General features: G+C 63.8%; 19 protein-coding genes. 9 read left to right on the top strand and 10 right to left on the bottom strand.

The window, feature by feature from the left end:
* From ccmI to ACYG9V_RS12310, 5 genes are all read right to left on the bottom strand, one after another.
* Complete coding sequence (gene ccmI, locus ACYG9V_RS12330) at positions 1–1,155, bottom strand: c-type cytochrome biogenesis protein CcmI (protein ID WP_352762995.1); 1,155 nt, start codon at positions 1,153–1,155, stop codon at positions 1–3.
* An 85-nt stretch (positions 1,156–1,240) separates the two neighbouring features.
* Positions 1,241–1,684: a hypothetical protein gene (locus tag ACYG9V_RS12325; protein ID WP_352744973.1), complete on the bottom strand. Its 444-nt coding sequence runs from the start codon at positions 1,682–1,684 to the stop codon at positions 1,241–1,243.
* Positions 1,685–1,858: 174 nt separating this feature from the next.
* Positions 1,859–3,277 carry an ATP-binding protein gene (locus ACYG9V_RS12320; protein WP_352758646.1) on the bottom strand — a complete coding sequence of 473 codons (1,419 nt, stop codon included), beginning with the start codon at positions 3,275–3,277 and terminating at the stop codon, positions 1,859–1,861.
* Positions 3,261–3,926, bottom strand: a complete 666-nt coding sequence (locus ACYG9V_RS12315) for a response regulator transcription factor (RefSeq protein WP_023670175.1) — start codon at positions 3,924–3,926, stop codon at positions 3,261–3,263. The genes ACYG9V_RS12320 and ACYG9V_RS12315 overlap by 17 nt, the downstream gene beginning before the upstream one ends.
* An 81-nt stretch (positions 3,927–4,007) precedes the next feature.
* Positions 4,008–4,268 (bottom strand): hypothetical protein, encoded by a 261-nt coding sequence (locus tag ACYG9V_RS12310; protein WP_023670174.1) that lies wholly within the window; start codon positions 4,266–4,268, stop codon positions 4,008–4,010.
* Positions 4,269–4,544: 276 nt separating this feature from the next.
* Between ACYG9V_RS12310 and ACYG9V_RS12305 the strand changes: the two genes are divergently transcribed.
* Entirely contained in the window at positions 4,545–4,931 is a 387-nt protein-coding gene (locus ACYG9V_RS12305) for an ester cyclase (protein ID WP_023732030.1), read from the top strand.
* Between the two features lie 6 nt (positions 4,932–4,937).
* Here the strand turns inward: ACYG9V_RS12305 and ACYG9V_RS12300 are convergent, their stop codons facing one another.
* Positions 4,938–5,345, bottom strand: coding sequence for a DUF3168 domain-containing protein (locus tag ACYG9V_RS12300; protein WP_023670173.1), 408 nt, complete (start codon positions 5,343–5,345; stop codon positions 4,938–4,940).
* Positions 5,346–5,562: 217 nt separating this feature from the next.
* Between ACYG9V_RS12300 and ACYG9V_RS12295 the strand changes: the two genes are divergently transcribed.
* Both ACYG9V_RS12295 and ACYG9V_RS12290 read left to right on the top strand, forming a co-directional pair.
* On the top strand, positions 5,563–5,772 hold the full coding sequence (locus ACYG9V_RS12295; RefSeq protein ID WP_023670172.1) for a hypothetical protein: 210 nt from the start codon (positions 5,563–5,565) through the stop codon (positions 5,770–5,772).
* A 7-nt stretch (positions 5,773–5,779) separates the two neighbouring features.
* Entirely contained in the window at positions 5,780–5,971 is a 192-nt protein-coding gene (locus ACYG9V_RS12290) for a hypothetical protein (protein WP_023670171.1), read from the top strand.
* Between the two features lie 42 nt (positions 5,972–6,013).
* Here ACYG9V_RS12290 and ACYG9V_RS12285 read toward each other — a convergent pair whose 3' ends face one another.
* Positions 6,014–6,280, bottom strand: coding sequence for a DUF1488 family protein (locus ACYG9V_RS12285; RefSeq protein WP_023670170.1), 267 nt, complete (start codon positions 6,278–6,280; stop codon positions 6,014–6,016).
* Positions 6,277–6,540, bottom strand: a complete 264-nt coding sequence (locus ACYG9V_RS12280; protein WP_023670169.1) for a hypothetical protein — start codon at positions 6,538–6,540, stop codon at positions 6,277–6,279. The genes ACYG9V_RS12285 and ACYG9V_RS12280 overlap by 4 nt, the downstream gene beginning before the upstream one ends.
* A gap of 247 nt (positions 6,541–6,787) precedes the next feature.
* Between ACYG9V_RS12280 and ACYG9V_RS12275 the strand changes: the two genes are divergently transcribed.
* The 3 genes from ACYG9V_RS12275 to ACYG9V_RS12265 all read left to right on the top strand — a co-directional run bounded on the left by ACYG9V_RS12275 (position 6,788) and on the right by ACYG9V_RS12265 (position 9,143).
* Positions 6,788–7,150: a co-chaperone GroES gene (locus tag ACYG9V_RS12275; RefSeq protein ID WP_023698577.1), complete on the top strand. Its 363-nt coding sequence runs from the start codon at positions 6,788–6,790 to the stop codon at positions 7,148–7,150.
* 63 nt (positions 7,151–7,213) lie between these two features.
* Positions 7,214–8,842, top strand: coding sequence for a chaperonin GroEL (gene groL, locus ACYG9V_RS12270; protein ID WP_023684537.1), 1,629 nt, complete (start codon positions 7,214–7,216; stop codon positions 8,840–8,842).
* A 136-nt stretch (positions 8,843–8,978) separates the two neighbouring features.
* Positions 8,979–9,143 carry a hypothetical protein gene (locus tag ACYG9V_RS12265; RefSeq protein ID WP_023705441.1) on the top strand — a complete coding sequence of 55 codons (165 nt, stop codon included), beginning with the start codon at positions 8,979–8,981 and terminating at the stop codon, positions 9,141–9,143.
* A gap of 12 nt (positions 9,144–9,155) precedes the next feature.
* Here the strand turns inward: ACYG9V_RS12265 and ACYG9V_RS12260 are convergent, their stop codons facing one another.
* On the bottom strand, positions 9,156–10,709 hold the full coding sequence (locus ACYG9V_RS12260; RefSeq protein ID WP_352762997.1) for a trimethylamine methyltransferase family protein: 1,554 nt from the start codon (positions 10,707–10,709) through the stop codon (positions 9,156–9,158).
* Positions 10,691–10,996, bottom strand: coding sequence for a glycine cleavage T C-terminal barrel domain-containing protein (locus ACYG9V_RS12255; protein WP_023727644.1), 306 nt, complete (start codon positions 10,994–10,996; stop codon positions 10,691–10,693). Before ACYG9V_RS12255 ends, ACYG9V_RS12260 begins: the two co-directional genes overlap by 19 nt.
* Before the next feature lie 127 nt (positions 10,997–11,123).
* Here ACYG9V_RS12255 and ACYG9V_RS12250 point away from each other — a divergent pair, with 127 nt between their 5' ends.
* From ACYG9V_RS12250 to ACYG9V_RS12240, 3 genes are all read left to right on the top strand, one after another.
* Entirely contained in the window at positions 11,124–13,283 is a 2,160-nt protein-coding gene (locus tag ACYG9V_RS12250) for a transglycosylase domain-containing protein (RefSeq protein WP_460221951.1), read from the top strand.
* Positions 13,284–13,356: 73 nt separating this feature from the next.
* Entirely contained in the window at positions 13,357–13,941 is a 585-nt protein-coding gene (locus tag ACYG9V_RS12245; protein ID WP_023670163.1) for a DUF1214 domain-containing protein, read from the top strand.
* Positions 13,934–14,482 carry a DUF1254 domain-containing protein gene (locus tag ACYG9V_RS12240; RefSeq protein ID WP_023687234.1) on the top strand — a complete coding sequence of 183 codons (549 nt, stop codon included), beginning with the start codon at positions 13,934–13,936 and terminating at the stop codon, positions 14,480–14,482. Before ACYG9V_RS12245 ends, ACYG9V_RS12240 begins: the two co-directional genes overlap by 8 nt.
* Positions 14,483–14,743: the final 261 nt, after the last annotated feature.

Here is a 14,743-nt window from a genome sequence, read left to right as displayed (position 1 = left end):
CTACTCCGTCGCCGTCAGGCCGAGCGAGGCGGCAAAGGCGGTGAATTTCTTCGCTTCCTCACTGTCGGCGCCAAACACGGCAATACCGCGATGCAGCGCGTCCCGCGCCTGGTCGGCCTTGCCCAGCACAACATAGGAACGAATGAGCCGCATCCATCCTTCCGTGTCGCGCGGATTTTGCCGCAATTTTTCGTCGAGGCCGGCGACCATGGTTTCGATCATGGCCTGCCTGTCCTGCGGCGCCATCGACGAGGCGGCGTCGACGGCCGCGGCATCGGGGCCTTTCGCCGGCTCTCCTGAGGCGACGCTGCGGTTGGCAGCCTCGGCTAACGCCTGTTGGACAGCTCCGCGCCATGGTGAATCCTGCGGCAGGGAATCGAGCATTTTCTGCCACGCCGCGGTTGCCTCGGGTATGCGGCCTTCCTGGGCCAGCGCCATCGCCAAATAGAACGAGGCTTTCGCGTTTGCCGGGTCGAGTTTTAGCGCCTGTTCGAAAGCGGATTGCGCATCGGCCGAAACGATGCCGCCGGCCGCATTGGCAATCGCTTCGCCGAGGCCGGCCTCGCGGGCGGCCGTGTCGCCATCGAGGCGGATGGCATTGCGATAGGCGGTCACGGCATCGGGAAAGCGCTGCAGGCGCAGATAGATCGGGGCGAGCACGTCCCAGCCGCGTCCATCGCCAGGGTTGGCGGCAAGATGGGCCTCGGCGCGCGCCACCAACTCGTCGACCGAACTATCGGCCGGATTCTTGGCCAGCCGTTCGGCAAGCGGCTGCGACGGCAGATCCGGCGAGCCGAGCTGGCTGTACAGGCCCCAGCTGAGCAGCGGGACCACCAGCACCGCTGATGTTGCCATCAACCTGGCCGCCCTCGACGGCTGCCGCGCGCCAGGTGCATCGGCTTGACCGACATTGGCTTGACCAACATCTCCCAGGCGAAGGATGCGGCGGGCGATTTCGGCGCGCGCCTCCTCGGCTTCCGCCGGCTGGATCAGCCCGCGCGCGGCGTCACGCTCAAGCTCGGCCAGTTGGTCGCGATAGACTTCGAGGTCGTGGTCGCTGCTGGTCGGAGCGTCCTTGCCGCCACTGGTCAGCGGCAGCAGCACCGTCAGGCTTGCGCCTAGCGTGAGGATTGCGGCTATGACCCAGAACAGCATGGTTCTTCCAATAGAGCGAGAGCCCTGCTCTCACAACATGAGGGTGCTGCGACGCTTTGACGGGATTCCGACCCCGGCCCAATGTTCAGGTCAGCGGCGTCCAGCTGCCGTCGGCGTTGCGGCATGCGGTGCCCCGCGCGGTCTGGCCGGCCGTGCCGGTAAACACCGTATGGGTGTACTGGCGGCAATCCTGCGAGCCGACGCGGTAGGGCTGGGCCGCGACGACTTCGCCGGAATGGGCCGAACTGTCGCCCTTCCAGGTCACCTTCTGGCCGCTCGCCGTATATTCGAGCGCCTTGTATTCCGCCTCGAGCGCCTTGCGCTTCTCGGTGCTGTTCAGGCCGCTGCCGATCGATCCGCCGACGAGCCCGCCGGCCATGGCCGAGATGATCGTCGTCGCGACTTTGGCCCCTGAAGGAGGCGACGCGGGCGGGTTGGTGATGGAGATATCCGGGCCACTGCCCTTGCCCAGCGTTCCGCAGCCGGAAAGAGCGAGCAGTGCGGAAACGAGCGCAACGCGAATCTTCATGCCAACAACCGGTTTTCTTGAACGGGATGCGCTGGGGGCCGCGTCATCGGGGGCGTCAGGACGTCATACTATTGATATTTGTCGGAAATTTGGCCGTTCTTAACGGCTTTTGCGCAATCGAGGGGCCGCCATAACACAGGCATTCGGCCGTGTCGATTGGCCCTGGGCAGTACATTATTGCAAGCTCCGCAAGCGCACAACCGCCTTCAGCCCGCCCATCGTGGAGCGTTCCAGCGCCAGCGCCCCGCCATACTCGTTGACGAGGTCGGCAACGATGGCAAGTCCGAGCCCGGTTCCCGGCTTTGTCTCGTCGAGGCGCCGGCCGCGTTTCAAGACATCGCGGGCCTTGTCCTCGGGGATGCCGGGACCGTCATCCTCGATCGATAGCTCGAACAGGCCGGCTGCGGCCGGCGTGACGGATACGGCAACAGTGCTCCTTGCCCATTTCATCGCATTGTCGAGGAGGTTGCCGAGCAGTTCCTCCAAATCCTCGCGCTCGCCAGCAAAGACGATGTCGGCCGCCGGCAGCGTAAGCGACAGGCTGACATCAGGCTTGAGTTTTTGCAGCACGCGCACCATGCGCTGCACCAGCGGGGTCACCGGCGTGCGGTAGACGACGCTGTCGCGCTGCGCGGCGACCCGAGCCCGCTGCAGATAATGGTCGACCTGCTTCTGCATCGAGGCGGCCTGGTCGGCGATGAGCTGGCCCTTGGCGCCGCCGAGCGCCCGGCCCTCGTTGATCAAAACTGCGAGCGGCGTCTTCAGCGAATGGGCGAGGTTGCCGACCTGCGTGCGTGAACGCTCGACGATGCGCTTGTTGTTTTCGATCAGCGCATTGGTCTCGTTGGCGAGCGGCTCGATCTCGGCGGGAAACTGGCCGTCGAGCCGTTGCGCCGTGCCTTCGCGCACCTGGGCAAGCGCGTTGCGAACCCGGCGCAAGGGCTGCAGGCCGAGCAGGATGGCGATCGCATTGATGGCGATCATGCCGACGCCGAACAGGCTGAGATAGGTCAACAGGCGGCCCTGGAAGGTGGCGATCTCGTGCTCGAGCTCGGTCTTGTTGCCCATTACGCGGAAGCGCGCGGCGCGGTTCTTGGCATCGAGGACGAATTCGCTTTCGAACACTTGCAGTTCCTCGTCACCGATGCCGTCGGTGGAATAGCTGCGCTGGAAACTGGAATTGAAAGGCACCTCGGCAACGGTCGGCGACGGGATCGTCGTGGTCATCGAGGACGAATGAAGGTTGCCGTGCACGCCTTCGGAAGCCGGCTCCACCGACCAGTACCAGCCCGAATTCGGCTCCGAGAAGCGCAGGTCGCCAAGGTCGGGAGCACCGGTGAGCTGGCCGGATTCGGAAACGCCGACCGAGCCGATCAGATTGAACAGATGCGCCGACAGCAGGCTGTCGAAGCCGCGCTCGCTGGCCTGGCGGTAGAGCGTGGTGATCAGAGTGAAGATGACGATCAGGGTGAGGATCGCCCAGATCGTGGAAAATCCGATGACGCGGAAGGCCAGCGAGCGCGGCCAGAGCCGCGCCGAAAAAGGCTTCCTTGCTGGTATGGGGAGCGGTTCCGCCTTACGCCTCCGGCTCACGCATGCGATAGCCCATGCCGCGCACGGTTTCGATCATGTCGATGCCCATCTTCTTGCGCAGCCGGCCGACAAAGACCTCGATGGTGTTGGAATCGCGGTCGAAATCCTGGTCGTAGAGATGCTCGACCAGCTCGGTGCGCGACACCACCTCGCCCATATGGTGCATCAGATACGCCAGCAGGCGGAACTCATGCGAGGTCAGCTTCAGCGGCACGCCGTTGACATCGGCCTTGGAGGCCTTGGTGTCGAGGCGCAGCGGCCCGCAAGTGAGCTCGGACGAGGCATGGCCGGCGGCGCGGCGGATCAGCGCCCTCACCCTGGCCAGCACCTCCTCGATGTGGAACGGCTTGGTGACATAGTCGTCGGCGCCGGCATCGATGCCCGACACCTTGTCGCTCCAGCGGTCGCGCGCTGTCAGGATCAGCACCGGCATCTTGCGGCCGTTGCGGCGCCAGCGCTCGACGACGCTGATGCCGTCCATCTGCGGCAGGCCTATGTCGAGCACGACGGCATCGTAGGGCTCGGTGTCGCCGAGGAAATGCCCCTCCTCGCCGTCATAGGAGCGGTCGACGACATAGCCGGCATCGACCAGCGCGTCGGCCAGTTGCCGGTTGAGATCCTTGTCATCTTCGACGACGAGTACGCGCATGATCGGTCAGGCCTGTTGATGGGTCAGCTATAGGCCGATTCCGGTGGTCTGGGAAACGACCCTGCAAGGGGGAAGATTGGATCAGTTCGCCGGGACGACGATCTCGGAGCGGCGCGGACGCTGGCCGTCCTTGCCCGGCACAAGCACGACGATGACGCAGACCTCCTGGCCGCCACGCGTCGTCTGCGAAGCCTTGGCCAGCGTGCCGCCATTCTGCTCGGCAACCTGCTGGCCGATCGCGTAGCAATCCGCCGCGGCTGCCGGCGTCGCTTGCGACGCCAACAGGCCGGCCGCTGTGAGCGCCAGTATCGCGGTTCTGACATGAGAGCGAAGCGTTTTCATGGTCGGCGTTGTAACGCAACTGTGCTGAACGTGAAATGAACGGTGAACGGGTGAAAATCCATCCCCGCAATACCCCCTGCGCGCGCAACGGAATGCGATCCTACCGCCCAGTCCCTCAGACCGGGCAATGGATTCATAACCGGAAAACCGGCTGCGCGGCTATGGTGTTTGCGCGCAGGTTCTCAATTCGCAGCCAGATTGGGAACAGGTCAAGGCGAGACCATTCTGGGGCCGCCCTAAATAGCGCGGGAAAACGTCAAATCATCGGAGTGCGCCATGACGGATAAACACCTTGCCGACCTTTACCGGGGCTATATCGCTTGCCTGAATGCCCAGGACTGGGCGAAACTTGGAGACTTTGTCGGCGACGAGGTGCAGCACAATGGCGAAATGCTGGGCCTGTCGGGTTATCGCCGTATGCTCGAAGGCGATTTCGAGGCGATTCCCGACCTCCGCTTCAACATCGAACTGCTGGTCTGCCAGCCGCCGCGCGTGGCGGCGCGCCTGCATTTCGACTGTCATCCCAAGGGCGTGCTGTTCGGCCTGCCGGTGAACGGCAAGCGCGTGTCGTTCGCTGAGAATGTTTTCTACGAATTCGGAGAGGGTCGCATCCGCGAGGTGTGGTCAGTCATCGACAAGGCCGAGATCCAGGCGCAGATCTAGGTTGCTTCAATCACTTTGTTCGGTGAGAGCGCGTATCCGCAGCACCCCGTGGTAGAGCGCCAGGTCCTCGTCGTAGCGGGCCTCGGCGAACTCCAGCGACAGGCGGGTCTGGTCGCGCGAGCCGGTGGCGAAAGCGGCGCCGTCAAGGCGCGCCCGGATGCTGTCCATAATCAGACGCGTCTCGGCCTCGCCTTGCGCCTTCGACCAGACATGCAGCGTGATGAGCTGGTCGTCATCATTGTCGGCGCCGGTGTCCAGATCGAATGCGCTGGTCCTGCCATAGGTCACATAAGGGAAGGCGGCACTGTCGGCCGCCTGCTCGCGCAACCCGGCGCCGCCGAGCAGCGCCGTCAGCGAGGCATCGCTCTTCAATCTCATGAACAAGGCTTGCAGCAAATCGCCGGGCGCCGTCATTGTCGTCTCCGTTCGCCTGTCACGCTTTGAACAACCTCAGTTTCGCGCGCAACCTAACCGCGTTGCACGGATTTCGCCAGATGACGATCCGCCTGATGGAAGGCGGCGAATCGGGCGGCATGGCCCTTTCACGGACCGGGTTCTATTTGGCATGCGGGGAGTTTCAAGAAGGGTGTTATGAGGAGCCCTGTTTTCTCCGGCAATTCGAGGTCATTTCATGCGAACGCCACCGCTGCTGCCGGCTTTTGGAAAGCTTGGCGTCAAGCCCCCGGTCGCGATTGCGGCAGCACCCGCCCTGTCGAAGAGGACCGTGGCCCTGCGCATGCGCGAGATACTTTCAATGCATGGCGGCCTGGCCTTGAAGCTGTCGGTGGTGGCCTGGACAATCCTGATCCTGGCGGCGGCATTTTTCATGTCAAGGGCCTGATGCCGATATGGCAAACCGCTACGCGTTGCGCATGGACGAGCCCGAGAGCTGGACTATCTTCGACATCTTCACCGGCCAGCCTGTCGAGCTTAAGCAACAGGTAATGGTGGCCATGAATTTGCGCGATGCGGAAGCGATGGCCGACCGCCTGAACAGCCGGGACGTCAAGCGGCGGGCAAAAGCCGACCGCAAGTCCTGACGCACGCTGATCTCAGCCGCTCTGATGCAAGACGAACGCGCGCTAGCCGAAATCTGCGGCTGTGAGCACATAAATGCTCTTGCGGGTGCGGGCGTAGGCCTTGCTGGCAATGTCATGGATGGAGCTGGACGCGGTGTCGAAAGCCGCCAGATAGGTGGCTTCCGCGGTCGCCGTCCCTGATGGCGCCTTCGAGAGGGCATCGGCGGCGACAGAGAAGGAAATCTGGAACATGCCGTCATGGCCGACAAAGCGGATGCGCTTGCCGGCCTCGTCATAGAAGCGGCTTGGATTGGGGAATGTCAGGCTCATGACGTGCCCCCCTTCGGCGCGGCGGCGGCTTTCTTGACGGTAGCCCGCTTCTTCTTCGGTGTCGGGTTCAAGGCTTCCGCGACGCGGTCGGCCTCTTCCTTGGCCAGGCGCAATTCCCTGAGCCTTGCCGTCTTGATCTCCCTGGCCCTCGCTTCGGACATGTAGTCGGAGGTTGCCTTGTTGCGCTCGGCCGTCTTCTTCTGCTTGTCCATGAAGCGGGCTTCAGCTTTTTCCATGATGCTCTGATTGCCTTCGGCCATCGCCTAAATCTCCTCGTGCCTGAAATGGTGAAATCGAACTTACGATATAAATAGTCGCTTTGGCCTCGAAATTCAATTTTTCGAAAATATCTAGGCGCCTCGCGACGGTTCGAACCCGGCAGACATCATAATACTTTTTAATATTTAATTTTGGCCACGAATAATTTTTGGCACTCCTATCTATCGAGTGCCAACGCGTCTATAAGAACGGCGCGGTCGCCTATGCCGGCCCCAGAAAGAAGTTCTCATGAAGTTTCGGCCACTCCACGACCGCGTCGTCATCCGGCGCGCCGAAGGCGATGTCAAATCCAAGGGCGGCATCATCATTCCCGACAATGCCAAGGAAAAGCCGCAGGAAGGCGAAGTCATCGCCGTTGGGCCGGGCGCACGCGACGAAAACGGCGCGCTTGTTCCGCTCGACGTCAAGGCCGGCGACTTCATCCTGTTCGGCAAATGGTCGGGCACCGAGGTCAAGATCGACGGCGAGGACCTGCTGATCATGAAGGAAGCCGACATTATGGGCGTCATCGACAAGAGCGAGACGGCCGCTATCGGCAAGAGCGGGACGGTCGTCACCGAGAAGAGCGTCAAAGCCAAGAAGGCTGCCTGACCGGCCTGGCTTTGCCAGGCTCCGGCGAGCCGCTTGCTTCACCACACCAACGGGATTGAAAAAATGTCTGCCAAGGAAATCAAATTCGCCACCGACGCGCGCGACCGCATGCTGCGCGGCGTCGAGATCCTCACCAATGCGGTGAAGGTCACGCTCGGCCCCAAGGGCCGCAACGTCATCATCGACAAGGCCTATGGCGCGCCGCGCATCACCAAGGACGGTGTGACGGTGGCCAAGGAAATCGAGCTTGCTGACAAGTTCGAGAACATGGGCGCGCAGATGGTGCGCGAAGTGGCTTCGAAGACCAACGACCTCGCCGGTGACGGCACCACCACCGCCACGGTGCTGGCCGCATCGATCCTGCGCGAAGGCGCCAAGCTGGTTGCCGCGGGCATGAACCCGATGGACCTCAAGCGTGGCATCGACCAGGCTGTCGCCGCCGTGGTCAAGGACATCAAGGCGAAGGCCAAGAAGGTCAAGTCGTCGGCCGAGATCGCGCAGGTCGGCACCATCGCCGCCAATGGCGATGCCAGCGTCGGCGCCATGATCGCCAAGGCGATGGACAAGGTCGGCAATGACGGCGTCATCACCGTCGAGGAGGCCAAGACCGCCGACACCGAACTCGACGTCGTCGAAGGCATGCAGTTCGACCGCGGCTATCTCTCACCCTATTTCGTCACCAATGCCGACAAGATGCGCGTCGAACTGGAAGAGCCTTACGTGCTCATCCACGAGAAGAAGCTCGGCAATCTGCAGGCGATGCTGCCGATCCTCGAAGCAGTGGTGCAGAGCGGCAGGCCGTTGCTGATCATCTCGGAAGACGTCGAAGGCGAAGCACTGGCGACGCTGGTCGTCAACAAGCTGCGCGGCGGCCTCAAGGTCGCGGCCGTCAAGGCGCCGGGCTTCGGCGATCGCCGCAAGGCGATGCTGGAAGACATCGCCGTGCTGACATCGGGCCAGATGATTTCCGAGGATCTCGGCATCAAGCTCGAAAACGTCACCATCGAGATGCTTGGCCGCGCCAAGCGCGTACTGATCGAGAAGGACACCACCACGATCATCGACGGCGCCGGCACCAAGGCGACCATCCAGGCGCGCATCGCGCAGATCAAGGGCCAGATCGAGGAGACCACGTCCGATTACGATAAGGAGAAGCTGCAGGAGCGGCTGGCCAAGCTCGCCGGCGGCGTCGCCGTGATCCGCGTCGGCGGCGTCACCGAGTCTGAAGTGAAGGAAAAGAAGGACCGCATCGACGACGCGCTGAATGCGACGCGCGCGGCGGTGGAAGAAGGCATCGTGCCCGGCGGTGGCGTGGCGCTTCTGCGCGCCAGATCGGCGCTGGCCGGGCTGACTGGCGCCAATGACGATGTGACGGCAGGCATTTCGATCGTGCTCAGGGCACTCGAAGCGCCGATCCGCCAGATCGCCGAGAATTCCGGTGTCGAAGGCTCGATCGTCGTCGGCAGGCTGTCCGACAGCAAGGACCACAACCAGGGCTTTGATGCCCAGAACGAGGTCTATGTCGACATGATCAAGGCGGGCATCGTCGATCCGGCGAAAGTGGTGCGCACCGCACTGCAGGATGCCGGCTCGATTGCAGCGCTTCTGATCACCGCCGAAGCGATGATCACCGACGTTCCGGCCAAGGATGCGGCGCCTGCGGGCGGCGGTGGCGGCATGGGCGGCTACTGACCATCGCCCGAAAATTGCCCGCCTGGGAATCTGGGCGGGCATAAATCAGAACAGGCTGCCGGGGACATTTCCCCGGCGAGCCAGGAATTTCCGTCAGTCAGTCAAGACCAGTCAGCAACGACAGGGAGATCGACAGATGATCACATTTGCCCCGAAGCCAAACGCTGTATCCGCGACCAAGCCGGCGGAGGAGAGCCGCTTCGATCGCATCCGCCGGATTGCCGCCGACAAGCACAGGCAGGCCGATGCCGGGCCGATTCGCCGCGAGCCGTCGAAGACCGGCGACAAGCGGCCGATGTGACGGCTGCCAACCTCACGACATCGGCAACGCTCCGCCCTCTTCGGTGCGGCGGGCAATGAACTCGTCGAGCACATCGGATGTGGCAACGGCCGACGCCGGCGGCTGGAAGTCGGCCAGCGTCCGCTTCCAGATGCCGGTGGCGCGCTCGGTGGCCGACTTCGAACCGGACTGCGTCCAGCTGCCGAAATTCGACCAGTCGGCGACCAGCGGCTCGTAGAAGGCGGTGCGGTAGCGCGTCATGGTGTGGCCGGCGGAGAAGAAATGCCCGCCCGGCTGGACTTCGGCGATCGCCTCGAAGCCGATCGAATCCTTGTCGCCGGGGGTCGTAGCACAGAGTTCGGCAACCGTCTGCAATGCCTCGATATCGGTGATCAGCTTCTCGTAGGAGACGCTGAGGCCACCCTCCAGCCAGCCCGCGGCATGGATGCAGACGGTGGCGCCGGCAAGCACCGAGCCCCACAGCGCGAACTGCGTCTCGTGCGCCGCCTGCACATCGGAAATGTTGGCCGCACTGCCGCCGCCGGACCGCCAAGGCAGGCCGGTGAAGCGGGCCAGCTGACCGGCGCCCAGCGTCGCCTTGACGTGCTCGGGCGTGCCGAAGGCCGGTGCGCCGGACTTCATGTCCACATTGGAGGAGAAGGATCCGTAAACCACCGGTGCGCCCGGCCGCACCATCTGCGCCAGCGCGAGGCCAGCCAGCGCCTCGGCATGCTGCAGCGTCAATGCGCCGGCGACGGTGATCGGCGCCATGGCGCCGGCCAGGCAGAAGGGCGTGATGATGGACACCTGGCCGGCCTTGGCGAAGTCGATGATGCCCTGCGCCATCGGGATATCGAGCTGGCGCGGCGAATTGGTGTTGATGACGGTATAGCAATGGACGCCGGCAAGGAACTCATCCTGCGAGAGGCCGCGCGCCAACCGGATCATCTCGAACCCGTCCTCGACCTGCGGCGTGCCACGGGCGAAGACGAAGGGAAACTTGTCCGACAGGGTCAGTTGCGCACGGTTGACGGCATAGTGGCGCAAACGGTTGTCGACATCCTGAGGCTCGATCCAGGGGCCGAGCATATGCAGCACGTCGAAATTCTGAACAAGCTTGGTCAGTTCTTCGAAAGCGGCGAGCGTGCCCGGACGCCGTCCGCGTTCGAGATCGGTGACGTTGGGCGCCCCGGCCCCGGCGAGGAACGTCATCGAGCCGAGTTCGAGCGTGAGGTCGCGGCTGCGATTGCCGGCCAGCGCCCGGATGGATTTTGGCGCCGAGGCCAGTGCGGCGGTGACGATATCGCGGCCGATGCGCACCATCTGGCTGTCCTCGTCGACCATCGCGCCGGAGCGGGCGAAGATGGTGCGCGCCTCCGGCAGCAGCACCTTGATGCCGAGCTCTTCCAGCACGCGCAACGCCGTGTCGTGGATGGCCGCGACCCGGTCGTCCGAAAACACCGGCTGCGGCAGGAACGGGTTCTTGAGCGAGCGATAGTTCGGGTGGCGGCTTGACCCGCTGCCGGCCTCACCGGTGTGCCCGCGCCGGCGCTCGCGCCTGGTCTCCCTTATAATGTCATCGACCATGGCCAAAACTCCTCATTGCCGCATCGCCTGCCCTCGGGGTCGTATGGCGAGGCCGGAATAATTCGCGCCGGCCGCTCGACGCCGACAATGTGCACCCAAAGCGCGGTCCCCTCCCCGGCGAATTCGTCGCCCAGCAACGTCAGCGCGACGCTTTTGCCTATTGTGTAGCCATAGCCGGCTGAGGCGACGAAGCCGACGCGCCGGCCCTTGTGCCAGACTGGCTCGAAGCCACTGGCGTCGGCATCGACGGCGTCGACCTCCAGCGTCACGATCCGGGCGGCGCTCAACAAACCGTGCGGTGTGGCCTGGCTGCCCTTGTGAGCCGGGCTGAAATGGAAGAATAGTCTTCGCCGGGTATGCCCGCCCTGAAATTGCCCGCTTGCGGTTCTCAGGTGGGTTGGGTGAGTTTCGGGAATGGCCAGTCCTTTAGAACGACGTCCAAGACGAAGAGGTCCGATCGCCGCCGCACTGCTGGCGGTGGACGCGTGGATCAATTCCTCGCTCTACGAAATCGGCTTCAAGGCCGGCCAGTTCTGGGAATCGGCGACCATTTTTTCGCGGCGCTTCCGAGTCACCGGCTGGCGACGCGGCATCATCGAGGTGCTGAGCGAAGGTTTTACGATGGGCGCCGGCGGCGTCGTCGTGCTGCTCGCACTCGCGATGCCGGCCTTCCAGATCACCACTGGCGACTGGCGCAGTCAGGGCGATTTCGCCGTCACCTTCCTCGACCGCTACGGCAACGAGATTGGCCAGCGCGGCATCATCCAGCGCGATTCCGTGCCTGTCGACGAGATGCCGGACCATGTCATCAAAGCAGTGCTGGCGACCGAGGACCGGCGCTTCTTCGAGCACTACGGCATCGACGTGCTCGGCCTGTCGCGCGCCATCTTCGAGAATGTGCGGGCTAATTCCGTCGTCCAGGGCGGCTCCAGCATCACCCAGCAGCTGGCCAAGAACCTGTTCCTGTCGAATGAGCGTACCTTCCAGCGCAAGATCAAGGAAGCCTTCCTGTCGCTGTGGCTGGAGGCCAATCTGTCGAAGAAGGAGATCCTGCAGCTTTATCTCGACCGCGCCTATATGGGCGGCGGCACGTTCGGCATCGAGGCGGCGGCGGATTTCTATTTCGGCAAGAGCGTCAAGGATCTGAACCTCGCCGAGGCGGCGATGCTGGCCGGCCTGTTCAAGGCGCCGACCAAATACGCCCCGCACATCAACCTGCCCGCTGCCCGCGCTCGCGCCAATGTGGTGCTGTCGAACCTCGTCGATTCCGGTTTCATGACCGAAGGCCAGGTGCTGCAGGCAAGGCTGCATCCAGCCGAGATCGTCGACCGCGGCGAGCAGAAGAGCCCGGATTATTACCTCGACTGGGCCTTCGATGAGGTCAAGAAAATCGCCAAGCCCGGCCAGCATTCGCTGGTCGCCCACACCACTTTCGACGCCAACATCCAGAAAGCGGCGGAAGAATCCGTCGAATTTCACCTGCGCCAGTTCGGCAAGGAGTACAACGTCACCGAGGGCGCCGTTGTTGTGATCGAGACCAATGGCGCGGTGCGCGCCATTGTCGGCGGCCGCGACTATGGCGCAAGCCAGTTCAACCGCGCCACCAAGGCGCTGCGCCAGACCGGCTCCTCGTTCAAACCTTACGTCTACGCCACCGCCATGGAGCACGGGTTCACCCCGGACTCCGTCGTCTCAGGCGGGCCGATCAGCTGGGGCGGCTGGTCACCGCACAATTACAATGGCGGCTCGGCCGGCAATGTGACGCTGATCACGGCGATCGCCAAATCGATCAACACCGTGCCGGTACGGCTGGCCAAGGACTATCTCGGCATCGGCCCGATCAAGGCGATGGCCGAATCATTCGGCGTGGAATCGCCGCTGGAGTCGCACAAGACCATGGTGCTCGGCACATCGGGCATGACAGTCATGGACCAGGCGACGGGCTACAGCGTGTTCGCGCAGAACGGCTTCGCCGGCTCGCGGCACGGCATCACCCAGCTCGTCACCCGCACCGGCGATGTCGTCTACGACTTTGCCAAGGATGCGCCGGCGCCGCATCGGGTTCTGTCGGAACAGGCTCTGAAATACATGAACACCATGCTGGCTGCGGTGCCGGCGATCGGCACCGCGCGGCGCGCGCAGCTGCCCAACATCGTCGTCGCCGGCAAGACGGGGACGACGCAATCCTACCGCGACGCCTGGTTCGTCGGCTTCACCGGCAATTACACCGCTGCCGTCTGGCTCGGCAATGACGACTTCACCCCGACCCGCAACATGACCGGAGGCACGCTGCCGGCGATGGTGTGGCAGCGGCTGATGGTCTACGCGCACCAGAATATCGACCTGAAGCCGATCCCCGGCCTCGACAAGCCCTTCGTCGACGAAGAGATCGCGGCCAAAGCCGAGGAAGCGGAGAAGAAAAACGCCGATCAGGCAGCCGCCGATGCCGCGGCCGAGCGCCCGGCGGTGCTGTCCAGCCGCACGACACAGACGCTGCGCGAGATGACCAAGGTGTTCCAGGCCGCGCCCGTGCTCGGCTCGCCGCAGACACCGGAGACCCTGTCGGCGCTTTGATTCCACAGCGCTGCTTGCTCTGTGGCCTGCCCCGCTATATCCCCGAACGATAATTCTCTCGTCCCGGTTCTTCATGCTCAAGACCGCCTTTTTCACGCTGCTTTCGCTTGCCATAGCCATCGGCCTCGGCGGCGGCAGCGTCTGGTATGCGCTGCAGGCGCAGAGCGGCGTCGGCGCGATCAGCATCGGCCAATGGACCGCCTTCCCCGAGATCGGCACGCAAGATGCCGACCCCTATTCGAAGGCGCGCGTGGCGCGCGAGGGCGTGCTGGCGCTCGGCAAGGCGGAAGGCTTGTCCTTCATCGCCGAACGCGATGCGGCCGGCGATGAGCTTCAGCGGCAATGCGACTACAGGATCGAAGGCAGTTTCCCGACCGCCCGGTTCTGGACGCTCTATGCCGCGGATCAATCGCTCGGCGTGGTCGACACCGGCAAGCCGAGGCTGGCGGCGCTGCAATCCTACCAGGTGCTGCGTCAGCCCGACAATTCGGTGATCATCGCCGTCGGCAACCGTCCGGCCCCCGGCAACTGGCTTCTGACCGAAGGTTTTGGCCGGATGTACTTCGTGCTCACCTTCTACGACACGCCGATTGCCTCAAGCACCGGCCTTTCCGACGTGTCGCTGCCCCGGATCGTCAAGGCTGGCTGCAATGCGTAGGTTGCTGCACGCCATCCTGCTCGGCCTGCTCGGCGCCGGCATCGTCCACATCGTGGTGCTTTTGCTGGTGCCGGAATTTACCGAGCGCGATGCCTGGTCACGGCTGGCGATGGCGTCCGACCTCTACAAGATGACCAGGCTGGATGCCGAGGCGGGCGGCGCGCCGGTGGTGAAGTCAGTGGATCCGCTGTTTTACGCCGCCGCCTGCCGCTTCGACCTTGCCGAAGGCGTGGTGCGGATCAAGGCGCCGGGCAGCGTGCCGTTCTGGTCGGTGTCGGTCTATGACCGCAACGGCCACAATTTCTATTCATTCAACGACCGCACGGCGACCGGCAGCAAGCTGGACACCGTGGTGCTGACGCCGGCACAGATGATCGACGTGCGCAGGGAGCTTCCCGAAGACCTGCAAGGGGCGATCTTCGTCGAGGCGCCGATCGAGGAAGGCATCTTCGTCATCCGCGCCTTCGTGCCTGACGACAGCTGGAAGCCAGTTGTGTCGCAGTTCCTGGACCAGAGCTCCTGCGAACTGCAGGACTACTGACCTCACCCCGACGACCAGCAAATTCAGTGGTGCGGAACAGGCGTCCGTGGTGTGCCCGGCTGGTCCGCCGGTCGCGCCTGGCCCGCCAATGGCGGATGCTCGTAGCGGACGCCGGGAAAAATGATCACCGCCGCCGGCGTACCGGTGTCCTGAACTGCTCGATTGACTGGTGCCGATCGCGGCACGAAAGACAGTACCATGCCCATGGTTCGCGTATTCCTCTCGGTTGCCCCGGAGCACAACGCAACGCCTCCAAATGTG

This window comes from Mesorhizobium sp. W016 (genome assembly GCF_054719485.1).
This window is presented reverse-complemented; position numbering and strand designations above follow the sequence as displayed.

What these genes read in the sequence shown, in the direction of transcription:
- ACYG9V_RS12290 (WP_023670171.1), top strand. Translation starts at nt 5,780, where the DNA reads ATGGCAAACCGCTACGCGTTGCGCATGGACGAGCCCGAGAGCTGGACT.
- ACYG9V_RS12295 (WP_023670172.1), top strand. Translation starts at nt 5,563, where the DNA reads ATGCGAACGCCACCGCTGCTGCCGGCTTTTGGAAAGCTTGGCGTCAAG.
- ACYG9V_RS12325 (WP_352744973.1), bottom strand. Translation starts at nt 1,684, where the DNA reads ATGAAGATTCGCGTTGCGCTCGTTTCCGCACTGCTCGCTCTTTCCGGC.
- ACYG9V_RS12260 (WP_352762997.1), bottom strand. Translation starts at nt 10,709, where the DNA reads ATGGTCGATGACATTATAAGGGAGACCAGGCGCGAGCGCCGGCGCGGG.
- ACYG9V_RS12300 (WP_023670173.1), bottom strand. Translation starts at nt 5,345, where the DNA reads ATGACGGCGCCCGGCGATTTGCTGCAAGCCTTGTTCATGAGATTGAAG.
- ACYG9V_RS12315 (WP_023670175.1), bottom strand. Translation starts at nt 3,926, where the DNA reads ATGCGCGTACTCGTCGTCGAAGATGACAAGGATCTCAACCGGCAACTG.
- ACYG9V_RS12275 (WP_023698577.1), top strand. Translation starts at nt 6,788, where the DNA reads ATGAAGTTTCGGCCACTCCACGACCGCGTCGTCATCCGGCGCGCCGAA.
- ACYG9V_RS12265 (WP_023705441.1), top strand. Translation starts at nt 8,979, where the DNA reads ATGATCACATTTGCCCCGAAGCCAAACGCTGTATCCGCGACCAAGCCG.
- ACYG9V_RS12280 (WP_023670169.1), bottom strand. Translation starts at nt 6,540, where the DNA reads ATGGCCGAAGGCAATCAGAGCATCATGGAAAAAGCTGAAGCCCGCTTC.
- ACYG9V_RS12240 (WP_023687234.1), top strand. Translation starts at nt 13,934, where the DNA reads ATGCGTAGGTTGCTGCACGCCATCCTGCTCGGCCTGCTCGGCGCCGGC.
- ACYG9V_RS12310 (WP_023670174.1), bottom strand. Translation starts at nt 4,268, where the DNA reads ATGAAAACGCTTCGCTCTCATGTCAGAACCGCGATACTGGCGCTCACA.
- ACYG9V_RS12305 (WP_023732030.1), top strand. Translation starts at nt 4,545, where the DNA reads ATGACGGATAAACACCTTGCCGACCTTTACCGGGGCTATATCGCTTGC.
- ACYG9V_RS12245 (WP_023670163.1), top strand. Translation starts at nt 13,357, where the DNA reads ATGCTCAAGACCGCCTTTTTCACGCTGCTTTCGCTTGCCATAGCCATC.
- ccmI (WP_352762995.1), bottom strand. Translation starts at nt 1,155, where the DNA reads ATGCTGTTCTGGGTCATAGCCGCAATCCTCACGCTAGGCGCAAGCCTG.
- groL (WP_023684537.1), top strand. Translation starts at nt 7,214, where the DNA reads ATGTCTGCCAAGGAAATCAAATTCGCCACCGACGCGCGCGACCGCATG.
- ACYG9V_RS12285 (WP_023670170.1), bottom strand. Translation starts at nt 6,280, where the DNA reads ATGAGCCTGACATTCCCCAATCCAAGCCGCTTCTATGACGAGGCCGGC.
- ACYG9V_RS12250 (WP_460221951.1), top strand. Translation starts at nt 11,124, where the DNA reads ATGGCCAGTCCTTTAGAACGACGTCCAAGACGAAGAGGTCCGATCGCC.